This is a genomic window from Micromonospora sp. NPDC023737 (assembly GCF_040639715.1).
Classification (GTDB): Bacteria; Actinomycetota; Actinomycetes; order Mycobacteriales; family Micromonosporaceae; genus Micromonospora.
In genome coordinates, this window is the sequence record NZ_JBFAAL010000001.1 from 1 (window position 1) to 17,164 (window position 17,164).

15 protein-coding genes and 1 pseudogene are annotated in these 17,164 nt (G+C 74.1%); 7 read left to right on the forward strand and 9 right to left on the reverse strand.

The genetic code is table 11. The features are described from left to right. Positions 1-141: 141 nt before the first annotated feature. Both AB0F98_RS00005 and AB0F98_RS00010 read left to right on the forward strand, forming a co-directional pair. Complete coding sequence (locus AB0F98_RS00005) at positions 142-1,773, forward strand: ATP-dependent DNA helicase RecQ (protein WP_357726121.1); 1,632 nt, start codon at positions 142-144, stop codon at positions 1,771-1,773. A gap of 75 nt (positions 1,774-1,848) precedes the next feature. Beyond that, positions 1,849-2,352 carry a hypothetical protein gene (locus AB0F98_RS00010; RefSeq protein WP_357726124.1) on the forward strand — a complete coding sequence of 168 codons (504 nt, stop codon included), beginning with the start codon at positions 1,849-1,851 and terminating at the stop codon, positions 2,350-2,352. Between the two features lie 27 nt (positions 2,353-2,379). On the opposite strand, the gene AB0F98_RS00015 is transcribed toward AB0F98_RS00010, so the two are convergent. Continuing rightward, positions 2,380-3,966 (reverse strand): MFS transporter, encoded by a 1,587-nt coding sequence (locus AB0F98_RS00015; protein ID WP_357726127.1) that lies wholly within the window; start codon positions 3,964-3,966, stop codon positions 2,380-2,382. A gap of 81 nt (positions 3,967-4,047) precedes the next feature. On the opposite strand from AB0F98_RS00015, the gene AB0F98_RS00020 reads away from it, so the two are divergent. Both AB0F98_RS00020 and AB0F98_RS00025 read left to right on the forward strand, forming a co-directional pair. Next, positions 4,048-4,812 carry a TetR/AcrR family transcriptional regulator C-terminal domain-containing protein gene (locus AB0F98_RS00020; protein WP_357726130.1) on the forward strand — a complete coding sequence of 255 codons (765 nt, stop codon included), beginning with the start codon at positions 4,048-4,050 and terminating at the stop codon, positions 4,810-4,812. Positions 4,813-4,898: 86 nt separating this feature from the next. Then, on the forward strand, positions 4,899-5,891 hold the full coding sequence (locus tag AB0F98_RS00025) for a helix-turn-helix domain-containing protein (RefSeq protein WP_357726133.1): 993 nt from the start codon (positions 4,899-4,901) through the stop codon (positions 5,889-5,891). A 268-nt stretch (positions 5,892-6,159) separates the two neighbouring features. Here the strand turns inward: AB0F98_RS00025 and AB0F98_RS00030 are convergent, their stop codons facing one another. Genes AB0F98_RS00030 through AB0F98_RS00065 form a run of 8 tightly spaced genes read right to left on the reverse strand, consistent with a single transcriptional unit; the run spans position 6,160 to position 14,916 of the window. Further along, the gene (locus AB0F98_RS00030; protein WP_357726136.1) at positions 6,160-7,143 is read right to left on the reverse strand and encodes a DNA topoisomerase IB; all 984 of its coding nucleotides are present in this window, start codon (positions 7,141-7,143) and stop codon (positions 6,160-6,162) included. Next, entirely contained in the window at positions 7,127-8,080 is a 954-nt protein-coding gene (locus AB0F98_RS00035) for a glycosyltransferase family 9 protein (RefSeq protein WP_357726139.1), read from the reverse strand. The genes AB0F98_RS00030 and AB0F98_RS00035 overlap by 17 nt, the downstream gene beginning before the upstream one ends. Further along, positions 8,077-8,778: an SDR family oxidoreductase gene (locus AB0F98_RS00040; RefSeq protein WP_357726143.1), complete on the reverse strand. Its 702-nt coding sequence runs from the start codon at positions 8,776-8,778 to the stop codon at positions 8,077-8,079. The genes AB0F98_RS00035 and AB0F98_RS00040 overlap by 4 nt, the downstream gene beginning before the upstream one ends. Further along, positions 8,775-10,262, reverse strand: a complete 1,488-nt coding sequence (locus AB0F98_RS00045) for a PfkB family carbohydrate kinase (protein ID WP_357728935.1) — start codon at positions 10,260-10,262, stop codon at positions 8,775-8,777. Before AB0F98_RS00045 ends, AB0F98_RS00040 begins: the two co-directional genes overlap by 4 nt. 25 nt (positions 10,263-10,287) lie before the next feature. Continuing rightward, entirely contained in the window at positions 10,288-10,974 is a 687-nt protein-coding gene (locus tag AB0F98_RS00050) for an SIS domain-containing protein (protein ID WP_357726146.1), read from the reverse strand. Further along, entirely contained in the window at positions 10,974-12,191 is a 1,218-nt protein-coding gene (locus tag AB0F98_RS00055; RefSeq protein ID WP_357726148.1) for a glycosyltransferase, read from the reverse strand. The genes AB0F98_RS00050 and AB0F98_RS00055 overlap by 1 nt, the downstream gene beginning before the upstream one ends. Next, positions 12,176-13,153, reverse strand: coding sequence for a glycosyltransferase (locus AB0F98_RS00060; RefSeq protein ID WP_357726151.1), 978 nt, complete (start codon positions 13,151-13,153; stop codon positions 12,176-12,178). The genes AB0F98_RS00055 and AB0F98_RS00060 overlap by 16 nt, the downstream gene beginning before the upstream one ends. Beyond that, entirely contained in the window at positions 13,153-14,916 is a 1,764-nt protein-coding gene (locus AB0F98_RS00065; RefSeq protein WP_357728938.1) for an HAD-IIIA family hydrolase, read from the reverse strand. The genes AB0F98_RS00060 and AB0F98_RS00065 overlap by 1 nt, the downstream gene beginning before the upstream one ends. A gap of 284 nt (positions 14,917-15,200) precedes the next feature. Here AB0F98_RS00065 and AB0F98_RS00070 point away from each other — a divergent pair, with 284 nt between their 5' ends. The 3 genes and pseudogenes from AB0F98_RS00070 to AB0F98_RS00080 all read left to right on the forward strand — a co-directional run bounded on the left by AB0F98_RS00070 (position 15,201) and on the right by AB0F98_RS00080 (position 17,110). Then, complete coding sequence (locus AB0F98_RS00070) at positions 15,201-15,629, forward strand: SRPBCC family protein (protein ID WP_357726154.1); 429 nt, start codon at positions 15,201-15,203, stop codon at positions 15,627-15,629. Between the two features lie 50 nt (positions 15,630-15,679). Next, a pseudogene (locus AB0F98_RS00075) lies at positions 15,680-16,194 on the forward strand (SDR family NAD(P)-dependent oxidoreductase); the annotation flags it as partial. 148 nt (positions 16,195-16,342) lie between these two features. Further along, positions 16,343-17,110 carry a polyprenol monophosphomannose synthase gene (locus AB0F98_RS00080; protein WP_355146177.1) on the forward strand — a complete coding sequence of 256 codons (768 nt, stop codon included), beginning with the start codon at positions 16,343-16,345 and terminating at the stop codon, positions 17,108-17,110. The last annotated feature ends 54 nt before the right edge of the window (positions 17,111-17,164 follow it).

Sequence of the window (17,164 nt, forward strand, 5' to 3'; positions counted from 1 at the left end):
CTCGCGCAGTTCCCGGACCAGCGCCTCGTTCCACTCCTCGCCGTACTCGATGAAACCCCCGGGCATACGCCGGCCGTCGTCCTCGCGCCGCCGACCGGCGGCGGTTTCGCCGCTGATCAGCTCGGGTACCTCCGGCCCTCGATGAAACTCACCCGGCACTCGACGACGTTGCGCCGCGCGGCGCGCAGCCTGTTCGGCTGGACCGCGCTGCGGCCCAACCAGCTGGCCGCCATGCGCGCGGTGATGAAGCGACGTGACGCCCTGGTGGTGCTCCCCACCGGCGCCGGCAAGTCGGCGATCTACCAGATCCCGGCCAGCCTGATTCCCGGACCGACAGTGGTGGTCTCGCCGCTGCTCGCGCTCCAGCAGGACCAGATCGCGGCGCTCAACGAACGGCAACGACCCGAGCTGCGGGCGGTACGGATCAGCTCGCACGAGAGCCCCGCCCAGCGGGCCGAGGCGATCGAGGAGCTGCGGGCCGGCCGCGCGGAGTTCCTGTTCATCACCCCCGAGCAGCTCAGCGACCCGGACCGGATGGCCGAGGTCCGCTCGCTGCGGCCGGGTCTGGTGGCGGTCGACGAGGCGCACTGCATCTCCGCGTGGGGGCACGACTTCCGCCCCGACTACCTGGCGCTCGGCCACCTGGTCGAGGGGATCGGGCGACCGCCGGTCGTGGCGCTGACCGCCACCGCCTCGCCGCCGGTCCGCGACGACATCGTCGCCCGGCTGCGGCTGCGCGACCCGGAGATCGTGGTCTCCGGGCTGGACCGGCCGAACCTCTTCCTCGAGGTGGCACACTGCCCGACCGAGGACTACCGGTGGCGGCGCCTGCTCGCGCTGCTCGGGTCCGACGAACGGCCGGGCATCATCTACGTCCCGACCCGCCGCGCCGCCGAGCAACTGGCCGCGCGGCTCAGCGAAGCGGGCTTCCCGGCCCGGTACTACCACGGCGGGATGCCGGCCGGGGCGCGCGGCGAGCTGCACGAGGCGTTCCTGGCCGACCAGGTGCCGATCATGGTGGCCACGTCCGCCTTCGGCATGGGCATCGACAAGCCCGACATCGCCTGGGTGGCGCACATGGCCCTGCCCGACTCGCCGGACAGCTACTTCCAGGAGATCGGCCGCGCCGGCCGCGACGGCGCACCGGCCCGGGTACTGCTGCTCTGGCAGGCCGAGGACGTCGGGCTGCGCCGATTCTTCAGCGGCGGCCTGCCGGACGGCACCGAGCTGCGCGACCTGGCCGCGCTGCTGCGCGAGAAGCCCCGTACCCGGAAGGAACTCCGTGAAGCGACCGGGCTCGGCCCCCGCAAGCTCGGCCACCAGCTGTCGCTGCTGGAGCAGGTCGGCGCCGCCGAGCCACGGGCGAAGGGGCGGATCGGCGCGCCCCGCTACGCACCGAAGCCGGTGGACGCCGCCGCGGCGGCGCTGGCCGAGGCCGAGCGGCAGCAGACGGTGACGCGGTCCCGGACCGACATGATGCGGGCCTTCGCGGAGACCACCGGCTGTCGCGGGCAGGCGCTGCTGGCGTACTTCGGCGAGCAGATGACCGAAGTCTGCGGGCACTGCGACAACTGCCACGCCGGCACCAGCACCGCCGACGACGGCGCGGTCGGGCCGTTCCCGGTGCACAGCCAGGTCCGCCACCCGGAGTGGGGGCCGGGGCTCGTGCTCGGCTACGAGGAGGACCGGATGACGGTTCTCTTCGACGAGGTGGGGTACAAGACGCTGTCCGTGCGTGTGGTGTCCGAACAGGAGCTGCTGACGCTGGACTAGCCTGAGCCGGGCGTCGCGCCGCCGGCGCGACGCCCGAGGACGGGCACGAACAGACAGGCGGAAAGGGGCGTTGCCGTGATCGAACAACCGGCGTACACCGGGTTCGGGTTCTCCGACGGGGAGTGGGGGCTGCTGGTCGGGCTGCCGCAGTCGGTGCTGACCGCGGCGAGTGCCGCCGAGTCCGACGGCACGCGCCGCACCATGGCCGAGAACGCGGCCGGCCTGGAGACGATCGCCGCCGGCCGCGAGTCGGCCAGCCCGCTGGTCGCCGCCGTCGCCGGCGAGATCGTGGCGCGGGTGGGCGATCCGGAGGCCGGCGAGGAGCTGCCCGCCATCTCCCCCAGCGACCCGCAGGCGCTGATCGACGACGTGCTCGGCCGGGCCGGCGAGGCCGCGGCCCTGCTCGCCGCCCGGACGGACGAGGGCGAGGCCGGGGCGTACAAGCACTGGCTGGTGGAGATCGCCGAGCAGGTGGTCGGCGCGGCGTCCACCGGCGGTGTGCTGGGGCTCGGCGGCGAGGCGGTCAGCGCCTCCGAGCGGCGGTTCCGCGACCGGCTGGCCCGCGTACTCAACGACTGAACCTCGGCCGGCGGCGGGCGGACCCGCTCAGCGGCGCGCGGCCGGAGCCGGCTCGACCGGGGCCGGGCCGGCGTCCTGGTCGGGACCGGTCGCGTCCTGCCGCACCGGGACGGTCACGCCGCGCAACGTCACCACGGTGAGCGCCGCGGCGAGCAGCATCAGCGCTCCGGCGCCGGCGGCAGCCAGGTGCAGGCCGTCGGTGAACGCGCCCACGGCGGCGTCCCGCACAGCGACGGCCGCCTGACCGGGCAGCCCCTCGGCGACCGCCAGCCCACCGGCCAGGGTCTCCCTTGCCGAGGTCACCACGTCGGCGGGCAGTGCGTCGGGCAGCCCGTCCACCAGCTCGCGCCGGTAGACGGCGCTGCCCATGCTGCCGAGCACCGCCATGCCGAGCGCGCCGCCGAGTTCGCTGCTCGACTCGGTCAGCGCCGACGCCATCCCGGCGCGCTCCGGCGGGGCGGCACCGAGCACCAGTTCGGTGACCAGTGACATCACCACCACCAGCCCGGCCGCGTAGATGCTGGCACCGAGCAGCAGGGTGAGCAGCCCGTCGTCGGCCGGTACCCGGGTGAGCACCACGAAACCGCCGGCCGCGATGACGAATCCGCCGCCGATCAGCCAGGCCCGGTCGATCCGCCGGGCCAACGCGGCCGCGGCCGGAGCGATCCCGCCGACCACCACCGACGGCAGCAGGCTCCACAGGGCCGCACGCAGCGGGCTGAGCCCGAGCACCGACTGGAGGTGCTGGGTGGTGAAGATGGCGAAGCCGACCATGGCGAACATGGCCACCAGGTTGACCCCGATGGCGCCGCCGACCGCTCGGCGGCGCAGCAGCGCCAGGTCGACCATCGGGTACGCGAGGCGGCGCTGGCGGTGGACGAAGAGCAGGGCGACCAGCAGCCCGGCGGCGATGGCCAGCGCCGGGCCGGCCGCCCAACCTGCCCGGGCCAGTTCCTTGACGCCGTAGATCACCGGAAGCAGCGCGGCGAGGGAGAGCACCGAGCTGAGCACGTCGAAACGCCCGGCGTGCGGGTTGCGGAACTCCGGCACCAGCGCCGGGGCGAGCAGAAGCAGCAGGGCCATCGCAGGCAGGTTGATCAGGAAGATCGATCCCCACCAGAAGTGTTCGAGCATGATGCCGCTGAGGACGGGACCGATGGCGATGCCGCTGGTGAGCGCGGCGGTCCAGATGGCGATGGCGGTGCCGCGCTGCTTCTCGTCGTGGAACATGTTGCGGATCAGCGCCAGCGTCGACGGCATCAGCGTCGCGCCGCCGACGCCGAGCAGCGCTCGGGCCGCGATCAGCGTGCCGGGGCTGTCGGCGTACGCGGCCAGTGCCGACGCCGCGCCGAACGCCACCGCGCCGCAGAGCAGCAGCCGCCGCCGGCCGATCCGGTCGCCCAGCGCACCCATGGTGATGAGCAACCCGGCCAGGACGAAGCCGTAGATGTCGAAGATCCAGAGCTGCTGGGTGCTGGTCGGACTCAGCTCCGCACTGATGAAGGGAACAGCGAAGTAGAGCACCGACACGTCCATCGAGACCAGGAGCAGGGGCAGCATCAGCACGGTGAAGCCGATCCACTCGCGACGTCCGGCGCGGGGGGTGGAAGTCATGGGAGAACTCCTTCTGCGTATGTCATACGCTTAACTGCGTAGACCATACGCAGAACTAGGATGGGCCGGCAAGGAGGAATCGTGGAGCCGACAGATGACGAGACCGGCCCGGCGCTGCCGCCGGTCGTGGCGGCGGCGTGGGGGCTACGCGAACGCGCGCCCAAGGGGCCGCGCCCCGGGCTGACCCTGCCCTCGATCGTGGCCGCCGCCGTCGCCCTCGCCGACGCCGAAGGGCTGGCCGCCGTCTCGATGAGCCGAGTCGCCAAGGAGCTGGGCGCGGCGACCATGGCCCTCTACCGGTACGTCAACGCCAAGGACGAGCTGCTCACCCTGATGGTCGACGAGGCATACGCCGAGCCGCCCGGCCCGGGCGGGACCGGCCCACACTGGCGAGCCGGGCTGGCCCGGTGGGCATGGGCCGAACGTGCCGCGCTGCAACGGCACCCGTGGGTGGTCCGGGTCCCGATCAGCGGCCCGCCGCTCACCCCCGGCCAGCTCTCCTGGCTGGAGGACGGACTCCGCTGCCTCGCCGGCACCGGGCTCGGCGAGTCCGAGAAGATGTCGGTGATGCTGCTGCTCACCGGCTACGTGCGAAACGACGCGCTGCTCACCGCGCAGATTCAGGAGGCGAGCGCCGCGTCGGGCCGGAGGATGGACGAGATCATGCCGGAGTACCGGCAACTGGTCGCCCGAGTGGCCGACCCGGCCCGCTTCCCGGCGCTGCGCGAGGTGATCGACGCCGGCGTGCTGGACCAGGAGGACGGCCCGGACGACGAATTCGTCTTCGGCCTGGACCGGCTGCTGGACGGCGTCGAGGCCCTGATCCGCGGCCGGACGACCGCCTGACCGGACGACCGCCTGACCCGGACGGCGGTGAGCGCCGTCGGCGGGTCGAGGATGATCGCGGGCCTGGCGAGAAAGGGGCACGGCCGATGACGGCACTGCGGGTCGAGACGTTGGACACCACTGTGGAGGCACCCGGTGACCGCTTCGCACTCTGGGTGGAGATGGCCGGCCGGGTCTCCGCGCCGGTCGCCTTCACCAGCGACCACGCCGCCGACTTCCAGGGCCACGCCCGGATGATCGATCTCGGCGGGATCGGGCTCACCCGGTTCCGCTACCAGTCCCTCGTCGGGCGCCGGACACCGCGGTTGATCCGACAGGCGGACCCCGAGGTCTACCAGATCGCGCTGGCGATGAGCGGCAACTGCGCGATCAGCGCGAGCCGGCGGGACACCGCGATTCCGGTCGGCGACTTCACGCTCGTCGACTGGGGCCGGCCACATGACCTGGCGCACGCCGGCGGGCGTGACGGGCAGACCCCGGCGGCCTCGGTGACCGCCGTCGTTCCCCGGGCGCTGCTGCCGCTCGACGCCGACAAGGTGGACCGCCTCACCGCCGCCCGGCTCTGCGGGTCGGAGGGCCCCGGCGCGCTGCTGGCGCAGCACCTGCACCGCATCACCCGCCATCCCGAGCAGTTCCGGGCCGGCGACGTGCCGTACCTGGCCGACGTCACCCTCAGCCTGGTCTCCGCCCTGCTCGCCCGTCACCTCGACGCCGAGGACGAACTGCCGGCCGATGTACGCCAACAGGCGCTGCTCGCCCAGGTGCGGGATTTCCTCGACCGGCACCTCGACGATCCACAGCTGAGCCCGCAGGTGGTCGCGGACGCGCACCACATCTCCCTCCGGACGCTGCACCGGATCTTCGAGACCGAGGACGAGACCGTCGCGGGGGCGATCCGCCGACGGCGGCTGGAACGCTGCCGTCGCGATCTTGCCGATCCGCTGCTGCGGCACCGGCCGGTCCACCTCATCGGTAGGCGTTGGGGGCTCACCGACCCGGCGCACTTCAGCCGGTCGTTCCGGGCCGCCTACGGCATGGGCCCGCAGGCGTACCGCGCCTCGACCACCCCGTCCCACTGACCCTCCGGTCAGACCTGGCGCGGGACGTCAAGCCCGTCGGCGTCCACGGTCAACGTGGAGACGGCAGACTGACCCCGAAGCGGCCGGCGACGGGGGATCCGGTCCGCCAACGGGGGCCGTGGCGCGGCGCCCGCCGCCGACAGTGGCGGCGGGTCGCCGCCTCGGTGGCCCCACCGGAGCACGCCGGCTCCGGTGCCGGCCGGGCCGGCGAGACGACGACCTGCACTCCGGCCCCGCCGCGTCGCCCCGGGACCCGCGACGCGGCAGATCAGGCCTCTGCCAGCAGCTCCAGCACCGCCCGCTCGGCCTCTTCGCGTGGCGCGCCCGGGTCCACCGTCACCACGACCCCGTCGTGGTAGAGGTCGACCACGCGGGGATCCACGTAGGACGTGCGGGCGACGGTCGGCGTGTTGCCCAGCAGCTCCGCCACCTCCCGCATCACCGCGGCGACCGCCCGCTTCCGGGCGGTCCCGGACCGCGCCGGCTCCGCCGTGGCCAGTTCGATCGCGGCCAGCACGGTGGCGTGCCAGGTGCGGAAGTCCTTCGCGGTCATCTCCCCGCCGCTGGCGTCGCGCAGGTACTCGTTGATCTCGTCGGCGCGTACGTCCCGCCAGTCGCGCCCATCCCAGTAGCCGAAGAGACGCTCGGCGAGGCGTCGACGCCGGCGCAGATTCGTCAGCACCCGGCACAGCTCCGGGTCCTCGATGAGGCGTACCTGCTCGATCCCGCCCTTGGCGGGAAACTCGAAGAGCACGCAGCCACGCCGCGAGCGGGCGTGCTCGGGACGCAGCGTCGACACCCCGAACGTCGGGTCGTCGCCCGCCGCGTACTGGTCGTTGCCGACCCGGAACGCCCCCATGTCCAGCAGCCGTGCCACCGTGGCGAGCACCCGGTCCCGGTTCAGCCCCCGTCCACCGAGGTCCCGGTCGACCCGCGCCCGCAACGCCGGAAGCCGCTGCGCCACCTCCAGCACATGGTCGAACTTCGCCTCGTCGCGCTTCTCCCGCCAGCTCGGGTGGTAGACGTACTGCTTGCGGCCGGCCGCGTCGACGCCGATGGCCTGGATGTGCCCGTTCGGCCACGGACAGATCCACACGTCGCGCCACGCCGGCGGGACGACCAGGGAACGCAGCCGGGCCAGCTCGTCCTGGTCCCGCACCGGCTCACCGGCCGGGTCCAGGAAGAGCCAGCCCTTGCCGCACCGGCGACGCCTGTACCCCGGCCGGCCCGGATCGCTACGTCGCAACCGCACCGGACTCCCGCACCACCCGTTCCACCTCGTCCACCACGGCCGACACCTCGTCGACCCCGAGGACCGTCAATGACGGATGGCTTCCTACCCCGTCCCAGCTGGGCCAATCCCTCTCTCCGGCCCAGATCGCACGGTGCCGCGGCCGGTCCGGCGGCGGCCCCCAACGGGCAGGTGGCACGGGACCGAAGAGCACCACCGACGGGGTTCCGAACGCGGTCGCCAGGTGGGCCACCCCGGTGTCGCCGCTCACCACGACCCGGGCGTACGCCACCAGCGTGGCCAGCTCACGCAGCCCCGTACGACCGGCCAGTACGGCGCCGGCGGGCAGCCCGGCGGCGGCGGCCACCCGGGCGGCCAGGTCCCGTTCGTCCGGCGAGCCGGTCAGCACCACCCGGTGGCCCCGAGCGGCGAGCCGGCGCGCGAGGGCGGCGAACCGGTCGGACGGCCAACGCTTCGCCACAATCTTCGAGCCGGGGTGCAGCACGCTCACCCCGACCGGCACGCCGGCCGCCGAGGGCCGACGCAGCGCCAGGTCCGACCGGTCGGCGGGAATGCCGTACCAGGCCAGCAACCGGCACCACCGCTGCACCTCGTGCTCGGACTCGCTCCACGCCGGCCCGTCGGCGAACCCGGCCTCCGAGTTGGCGAAGCCGAGCAGCCGCCCGGGCCGGGCGGCGGCGAGCGTGCGGTGCGACTGCGGTCCCCGCCCGTGCAGGTTCACCGCCAGCCACGGCGGCGGCCCGGTCCAGCGGGTCCGCCCCAGCCCCGGGGTGTCGACCAGCCGGTCGACGGCACCGACCAGCTCGACCAGGGGCGCCAGCCAGGCCGGCGCGGCGAGCACCAGTTCCCGGTCGGGGTGGGCGGCCCGCAGCGCGCGCAGCGCCGGAACGGCGGTGGCCAGGTCGCCGACACCGAGCGCGCGCAGCACGAGGATCACGGGTACGACGACTCCTGCTCGGCGCAGACCACCATCTCCCGTACCGCACAGCCGGGCGGCTGGGCCAGCGCGAACATGACCGCGGCGGCGGTGTCGGCCGGATCGTTGAGCACCGCGTCCGGACCGGGGCGGTACTGGTCGTCGCGCTCGTCGAAGAAGGCGGTCCGCATGCCACCGGGAATGAGCAGGGTAACGCCGACCGTGCCGGCGAGTTCGGTGGCGAGGGCGCGGGTGAAGCCGACCACGCCGAACTTCGCCGCACAGTACGCGGTGGCGTCGCTGACCGCCTTGACGCCGAGGGTCGACGCGACGGTCACGATGGTGCCGCGGGACGCCTCCAGATAGGGCAGCGCCGCCCGGATCACCGCGACGGTGGCGAGCAGGTCCACGGCGACGATCCGCTCCCAGGTCTCGGCCGGCACGTCGGCCAGCCGCCCCGGCACGTCCATTCCGGCCGCGGTCACCACCGCGTCCAGGCCGCCGGAACGCTCGGCGAGCTGCCGGGTGGCCGCCTCGGCGGCCCGGGTGTCGGCCAGGTCGCACTCGACCCACGGCACGCCGTCACCGGGTGCCTGCCGGTCGATCACCAGCGGCCGGCCGCCGGAGCGCGCGACCGCCGCCACGACGGCCGCACCCAGGCCGCTCGATCCGCCGGTGACCAGGACGGTGGTTCCGGTTCCGGCCGGGGCGCCCGTCATCGCGCACGCTCCACGGCCGACACCGGCGCGGCGGCCCACTCGCCCTCGGACGACCGGGCGGCGGCACAACACGCGCCGGCGAGCTGGCCGCCGGCCCGGGCCGCGGCGATCATGTCGGTGGTGGAGCGACCGTCCAGGTACGGCACGACCACCGTGTGGCCGCCCCAGCGGCGCAGGATCTCCGCCTCCGGCAGGGCGGGCGCGCCCCCGGCGCCGGTGGCGTAGTCGCCGCCCTTGACCCAGATGTCGGGGCGCAGCCAGGACAGCGCCGCGTGCGGCGTCGGCTCGTCGAAGATCATGACAGCGTCCACACAGCTCAGCGCCGCCAGCAACCGGCCGCGGTCGGTCTGCGGGACGACCGGCCGGTCCGGCCCCTTCAAGCCGGCCACACTGGAGTCGGAGTTCAGGCAGACCACGAGGCAGTCGCCGAGCTTGCGGGCCGCCTGCAACGTCGCGACGTGCCCCGCGTGGAGCAGGTCGAAACAGCCCCCGGTGGCGACCACCGTGCCACCGGCCGCGCGTACCTCGGCGAGCACCGCGGCCACCTCGGCGATGCCGATCCGCTCCCCGGCCGGACCGGACACCGCGCCCGGCTCTCTCCTCGCCGGCGGCGGCAGCGCGGTCGCCACTCCCCCGGCCGCCACGTACGCGGACGCCTCCGCGACCGCCTCCTGCACGGCCTCGGACACCAGCGCGCCCCGGGCCAGGGCGAGACCGGCGGCGACCGCGAACCGGTCGCCGGCCCCGCAGGTGTCCCCCTCGGCGGTGGCCGGAGCGGGCACCACCAGCGGAGTCGAGTCGGTGTGGCAGAGCAACGCCCCGTCCCCGCCGAGAGTCACCGCGACCGCGCCGGCCCGCCACCGCCGACGCAGACCCTGCGCGGCCCGCGAGGCGGTGGCCAGCCGGGTCGCCCCGGGCAGCGCCGGAATCAGCTCACGTGCCTCGGACTCGTTCGGCGTGGCCAGTTGCACGCCGGGCACCGCCGCCGGCCCGCGCGGGTGCGGGTCCCACACCACCGGCGCCCGCGTCGCGGCGAGCGCGGCACGCAGCGCCGGCTGCCGAGCCACGCCGCGGCCGTAGTCGCTGACCACGACGGCGGAGGCGCTCGCGATGACCCGCCGCACCGCCTCGGTGGGCTCACCGGGCTCACCCGGAACACCACCGCGGTCGTGCCGCAGCAGCACCCGACCGCCGGCCCGCAGCCGGACCTTCTCCGGGGTGGCGCCGGTGAGCGGCAGCGCGTACACCTGGACGCCGGCCGCGGTCAGCAGCGAGCTCAGCCGGGCCCCGCCGGCGTCGTCGGCGAGCGCGGTCACCAGCACCACCTCGGCGCCCTGCGCGGCGGCGAAGACCGCGGCCAGGCCGGCGCCGCCGGGCCGGTCGACGTACCCGGTCTCGTCGAGCACCGGCACCGGCGAGTCCGGACAGAGCCGGCTGACCATTCCCTCGACATCCCGGTCGAGCAGGGTGTCACCGACAACCACGACGGGTCCCGTCACGCTTCCCTCCTCATCCTCGCGCCTGTACCTGTTGCCCGGCTCCGCCGTCGAGCACCACCTCCACCCCGGCGTGCACGCCGCCCGGTCGGGACGGCTCGTCGGCGGGTGCGGCGGCCACGGCGGCGAGCGCGGCGGGCAACTCCTGGTCGACGTACTCGCAGAGCACGTGACAGGAGACCAGGTGCAACTCCTGCACCACCTGGCTGTCCGGCGAGGCGACGGCGAGCGCCTCGTGACAGGCCTCGGCGAGGGGGTTCGGGGCGGGACCGGTGAACGCCCAGCAGAGCAGGCCGGCCTCGCGGCCGGCCCGGGCGGCGGTGAGCAGGTTGCGGCTGGCGCCGCTGGTGGACAGCAGCAGGAGGATGTCCCCGTCGCGGCCGTGAGCGCGTACCTGGCGGGCGAAGACCTCGTCGTAGCCGTAGTCGTTGGCGATGGCGGTGACCGCCGAGGTCTCGGCGTGCAGGGCGATCGCGGACAGGGGTTGGCGATCGTCGCGGAGCTTGCCCACGAGCTCGGCGGTGAGGTGTTGCGCCTCGGCGGCGCTGCCACCGTTGCCGGCCACCAGCAGCCGCCCACCACCGGCCAGCCGGCGGGCCAGCGTCTCACCCCACCGGGAGAGCAGCCGCTCGCACTCCCGGTACGGCAGCAGGGCCGCGGCCAGGTTCGCCAGGTGGGCGTCGAGCAGCGAGGCAGCCATCAGGCCACCACCCCGGTCGGCCGGTGCACCGCGGCCACCTCGTTGTAGACCTCCGCCAGCCGCTCGGCGGTCGCCGCCCACGAGTAGCGCAGGCGGGCTCGTTCCTGTGCGGCGGTGGCGTACGCGAACCGGCGGATCCGGTCGTCGAGCAACCGCTGGATCGCGGTGCCCAGGGCGCGGGGGTCCCGGGCCGGGACCAGGTCACCGGTGACCCCTTCGACCACGGTGTCCTTTAGCCCGCCCACCGCCGTGCCGATCACCGGTACGCCGCAGGCCATCGCCTCCAACGGGGTGAGCCCGAACGGCTCGTACCAGGGCGCGGCGACCAGGATGTCCGCCGAGCGGTACCAACGCCCCATCTCCTCCCGGGGCACCGCGCCGACCAGGCGCACCCGGTCGGCCACCCGGCAGGTACGCGCGAGGGCCCGCAGCCGCCGGGCGTACGGGTCACTCTCGAGCAGCCCGGCCGGCGGCCCGCCGACCACCACGCACTCGGCGTCGGGGACCAGCGCCATCGCCCGGACGACCGTCTGGAACCCCTTGCGTTCCACCAGCCGGCCGACGGTCAGGATCCGGGACCGCCCCGGTTGCCGCTCGGCGGCCGGACCGAGCGGGGCGAAGGTGCTCAGGTTCACCCCGGACGGGATCACCGTCATCCGGGACCGGGGCACGCCCATCCGGACCAGCTCACCGACCTCGTCCTGGCACTGGGCGATCACCCGGTCCACCGACCGGCCCAGCTCCCGCTCGTACGCCACCCGCCGGGCCGGGCTGGTGTCCTGAACCCCCTGGTAGCGGCGCTTCACGACGCCGAGCGCGTGGTACGTCTGCACCACCGGCACCCCGGTCTGCCGACCGGCGGCGAGCGCGGCGAGCCCGCTCATCCAGAAGTGCGCGTGGATCACCTCGGGCACCCAGTCGCCGCCCCGCCACCGCTCGACCAGCCAGCGGCTGAACTCCTTCATGTGCGGCAGCAGCGCGTCCTTGGCCAGTGGCTCGGCCGGTCCGGCCGGTACGTGCACGACGTCGTACCCGTCGGGGCCGCGTACCGTCACCGGCAGGTCCACGGCGTCGCGTCGGGTGTAGACCCGCACGTCGTGTCCAGCGGCCGCGAGCGCGGCGGAGAGCTCCGCGACATGCGTGTTCTGGCCGCCGGCGTCCTCCCCGCCGAGGATGGCGAGCGGGCTGGCGTGCTCCGAGATCATCGCGATGCGCATACTTCCTCCTCCAGCAGCCGGTCCCAGTCGGCGAGGAAACGGTCGAGGCCGTACCGGTCGCGGGCCGTGGCCCGGGCCACCGAGCCCGCCTGCCGCGCGAGCGCCGGCTCGGCCATGAACCGGCGGGTGGCGTCCAGCAGGGTGTCGACGCGGGTGTCGAGAGCGCCCGCTCCCGGCGGTACGGCCATCACCGCCTCGGTGGTGGCGAGCGCGACGACCGGCATGCCGATCGTCATCGCCTCGATGAGGCTCAGCCCGAGCGAGGTCCACCGGCACAGATGCAGGTACGCCCGCCGCCGGGCCAGTTCCTCGTGCATGCGGGACTGCGGCACGTCGTCGTGGCTGGTCACCCGGTCGGGAGGCAGCCCGAGGTGCTCGGCCAGCCCGGTCACCTTCATGCCGAAGACGTCCAGTGGGGCGATCTCGGCGAACCGGGGAAGCAGGTCCGTGCCGGTCACCCGCCAGCGGCGTACCGGCTCGTTGATCACGACGGCGAGTCGGTCGAGTTCGCCGGTGTACTCCACCGTCGGCGGCACGATGCCGTGGTCGATCACGGCCGTGCGGGTTCCGCCGGTGTCCCAGAAGAGCTGGTTGAACGCCGTGACGTGCGCGATGAGCAGGTCGTCGCGGTCGGCCATGGGGTGACGGCTGTGCGGGATGTCGCCGTCCTTGGGGGTGTTGTGCTCGACGTAGACGACGGGCACGTCGCGGCCGGGACGGCGGCCCAGCCACTGTTCGGCGAGATCGAACTCCTCGGGGCGTTGCAGGATGACCACGTCCACGTCGGCGTCGGGGAGGTCGTCGGGGCTGACCTCGACCGCGGTGTCCGGCCAGGGATAGGTGCGGGCACGGCCGAGACCGTAGGGGCCACGGTCGGGCGTGGCCGGGACGAGGTAGCGGTGCCGGCCGTGCACGAACGCGGTGGTCCAGGAGCCGTGCACGTGCCAGAGCAGGATGTTCATCAGCTGCTCCCGCCCCTGGCCGTCACCGCCGCGCCGGCCGTGTACGAGCCGGCCGTCACGGTCGGGCCGGCCGTCGTGGTCCGGGCGCCGTCCGCGGGTACGTCGAGCAGGCGCAACGCCGTGAGCACCTCGGTCGGTTCGACCGTGGACAGGCAGGGGTGCCCGGCGACGGGACAGGTGGCGGCGCGGGTGTCCCGGCAGGCGGCCGCCGCGTCGCCGAGCCGGACGGTCGGCACCCGGTACGGCCCCCACTGTCCGAACGGGACGGTAGGGGCGAAGAGACTGACCACCGGCACCCCGCACGCCGCCGCCACGTGCGCCGGACCGGTGTTGCCGACGACCACCGCCGCCGCGTTCGCGATCACCCCGGCCAGCTCCGCGAGGCCGGTACGACCGCCGAGGTCGAGGCCGCCCGGACCGGCCACCGCCGCGGTCAGCTCCCGTTCCTGCGGAGTGCCGGTCACCACCAGCCGGTACCCGGCGTCGGTCAGCGCCCGTCCGATCCGGACGGCCACGTCCGGCGGGCAGGCCCGGCTGGGCACCGACGAGCCGGGGTGCAGCACGACGTAGCCCGGCGGGCCGAGCCACGCCGGGGGCGGCGGCACCGCCCCGGTACGCAACCGGAGCACCGGTTGATCGCCCTCCGACAGGCCGTAGCCGGCCACAGCGGCGAGGGAGAGGGCACGTTCGGCCTCGGGTACGCCGGCCGGAACGCGATGCCGCAGGTCGAGCAGGCTTCCGGGATAGTCCTCGCTGATCGCGGCGACTCGCGGCACACCGGCCATGCGCAGCAGCAGCGCCAGCGGCAGCGGCGACTGGTGGAACGAGGTGAAGATGACCGCCTCGTCCGCGTCCACGGCCGCCAGACGTGCGGTCAGGGTGTGCATGTCGTACGGGTCGATGGCCCCGGGGGCGGGGTCGATCCAGGGCAGCCGGTGCTCCACGACCTCGTCGACGCCGGGCAGCAGGTCGGCGGCCGCCCGCCCGCGCGGGCCGCACAGCATCACCACCCGGTCGGCGCCGGCCGCGACGGCTCGGATCGCCGGCCCGGTGACCAGAACGTCGCCGGCCGAGTCGGCCCGCACCACCAGGACGGTCCCCCGCCGGCCCGGCGGCGCGGTACGCGCGACGGCAGCCGCCCGCCCAACCACCTCCGGCCGCTCCGGTCGGACACCGTTCGCGCCGCCGGATGCGCGCTCCGGCCGGCTGCCGCTCCCGCTGACGGGTGTGGGCCAGGGCGCGGTGCCCGGCGTCACGGCGGCCTGCCGGCGCAAGATCTCGTCGACGGCCGCGGGCAGGTCGGTCGCCACCCACGGTGCGGCGGCGATCTCCTCCGGTCGGGTCACCGGCGTCGGCACCAGCACCCCGGCGGCACCCGCCGCCAGCGCCGCTGTCACGTCGCGGCCGATGTCCCCCACCATGACGCACCGGCCCGGCACCGTCCCGAGGTCCCGAGCCGCGGCCCGCACCAACCCCGGCGCGGGCTTACGGCATCCGCACGCGTCCTCGTCGTCGTGCGGGCACACCCGCCAGGTGTCGAAGGGTCCCAGCAGCATCTCGACCCGGGCGTGCACCGCCGCCATCTGCGCAGGGGTGAACAGACCCCGCGCGAGGCCCGACTGGTTGGTCACCACCCCCAGCCGCAGGCCGGCGGCGCGTAGTCGGTCCAACGCCGCCCGGGCCCCGGCGACCGGCCGCACCTTCTCCGGATCACCGTTGTACGGCACGTCCTCCACCAGCGTGCCGTCCCGGTCGAGCAGCACGGCGTCGAACAGGACCGGCCCGGACGCGCCCCGGTCAGCACCGGCAAAAACCTCGGCTGACCTGCGCTGATCCGGCTCCACCTGGTCCTGTCGCACGGGCGGCGGGTTCCCTGCGCCCCGGGGAGTAAACGTCAGCCTCGACGCGGCGGCAACACACGCGTCCCACGAGCCACCCTGCGGCGCCCGCGCTCGCCTTACCCGTCGCCCCGGAGAAGCTAACCCGTGGCGACCGTTAGCCGCGGCCGGAGCGGGGGTATGAGGGACCAGTGGCGATTGTGGAGAAAGTGATCGACGCACCCCCGGAGCGGGTCTTCGACGTGCTCGCCGACGGGTGGACGTACAGCGACTGGGTCGTCGGCACCACGCACGTGCGTGACGTGGACGACGACTGGCCGCAGGTGGGCAGCAACCTGCACCACCGGGCCGGGCCGTGGCCCTTCTCCCTGGAGGACTCCTCCACCGTGCTGCTCAGCGAACCGCCGCGCAAACTGGTCCTGCGGGCCGGGCTCTGGCCGGCCGGCGAGGCCATCGTCACCTTCACTCTCGATCCCGTCGGTGCCGGCGCCACCCGGGTGCGGATCGGGGAGGACTTCGCGGCCGGCCCGCTGCGCTGGGTCCGGAACAAGCTCAACGACCTGGTGCTGCACCTGCGCAACCAGGAGACGCTGAAGCGGCTCTCCGACATCGCCACCCGGCACATGGAGCATCGATGACCCAGGTGGTGGTCGTCACCGGGGCGAGCGCGGGGGTGGGCCAGGCGCCGGAGTTCCGGCGGGTCACCGAGGTCAACTACCTGGGCACCGTGCACGGCACCCTCGCGGCGCTGCGTCACATGCGGGCGCACGGCCGGGGCGCGATCACGCAGGTCGGCTCGGCGCTGGCCTACCGGGGCATCTCCCTGCAGTCGGCGTACTGCGCATCGAAACACGCCATCCAGGGCTTCAACGACTCACTCCGGGCGGAACTGCTGCACGACTGCCCCGCGGTGTCACTGTCGATGGTTCAACTACCCGCGGTGAGCACACCCCAGTTCTCCTGGGTACGCACCCGTCTCCCCCGCCATCCGCAGCCGGACCATCGACCGGACCGCCTGGCGGGACAACCTCGACCGGCCCGGGCGACGACGAGCGGGACCACGGCGCCGACGGGGTCTTCGCCGACCAGGCCCGGCACCGCTCCCCGGCGCTCTGGGCGAGCACCCACAAGCGGACCCTGTCCGGGCTCGCTCTGGCCGGCCTGAGCCTCACCGTCGCCGGACTGGCCCGGAACCGGCGCTGAGCGGCCCCGGACGATCACCGTGGTGGATCGCTCATGAGAGCGGAACACCCGGCGCGCGCAACCCCCGATCGGGGAGCCTTTACGACACCGATACGGCAAGTAGCTACCCTCTCAAGGAATCCCTGTCGGCAAACCGAGGATGTCCGTCATGATCGAACCCGTGCAGCTGCCCGCTCCGTGGCGCGACGCACGATTGACCGTCGTGGTACCCACCTACAACGAGGCGGGGAACCTCCCGGTGCTGGTCGAGCGGCTCCTCGCGCTGCCACTGCCGGGCCTGCGCATCCTCATCGCGGACGACAACTCCCCGGACGGCACCGGCGAGGTGGCGGACAAGCTCGCCATCGAGCACCCCGACCGCATCGAGGTGGTGCACCGGCCGGGCAAGGAGGGCCTCGGCCGGGCGTACGTGGACGGGATCGGTCGCGCCCTCGACGGGGGCGCGGAGTACGTGGCCCAGATGGACGCGGACCTGTCGCATCCGCCGGAGGCGCTGCCCGGCATGCTCGGCGCGCTCCTGTCTACGCAGGCCGGCGTGGTGATCGGCTCCCGGTACGTGCCCGGCGGCGAGTTGGACGAGAACTGGCCGCTGTACCGCCGCGCGCTCAGCGGCTGGGCGAACCTGTACGTACACACCCTGCTGCGGGTGCGGATCCGTGACCTCACGGCCGGCTTCAAGATCTGGCGCGCCGACGCGCTGCACGACATCGGTCTCGAGCGGGTGCAGTCCAACGGCTACAGCTTCCAGGTGGAGATGCACTATCTCGCCACCAAGCTCGGCCACACGATCCTCGAGGTGCCGATCCGCTTCGAGGAGCGCCGGGAGGGCGCCTCGAAGATGACCACCGCCACCAAGATCGAAAGTGCGCTGATGCCCTTCAAGCTGCGCAGCAAGCACCGCAACGTCGTGCGCTGACGCCGCTTCGCGGCATCGACCGTGGCCGGCGTGGCTCTCCCCCACGCCGGCAAC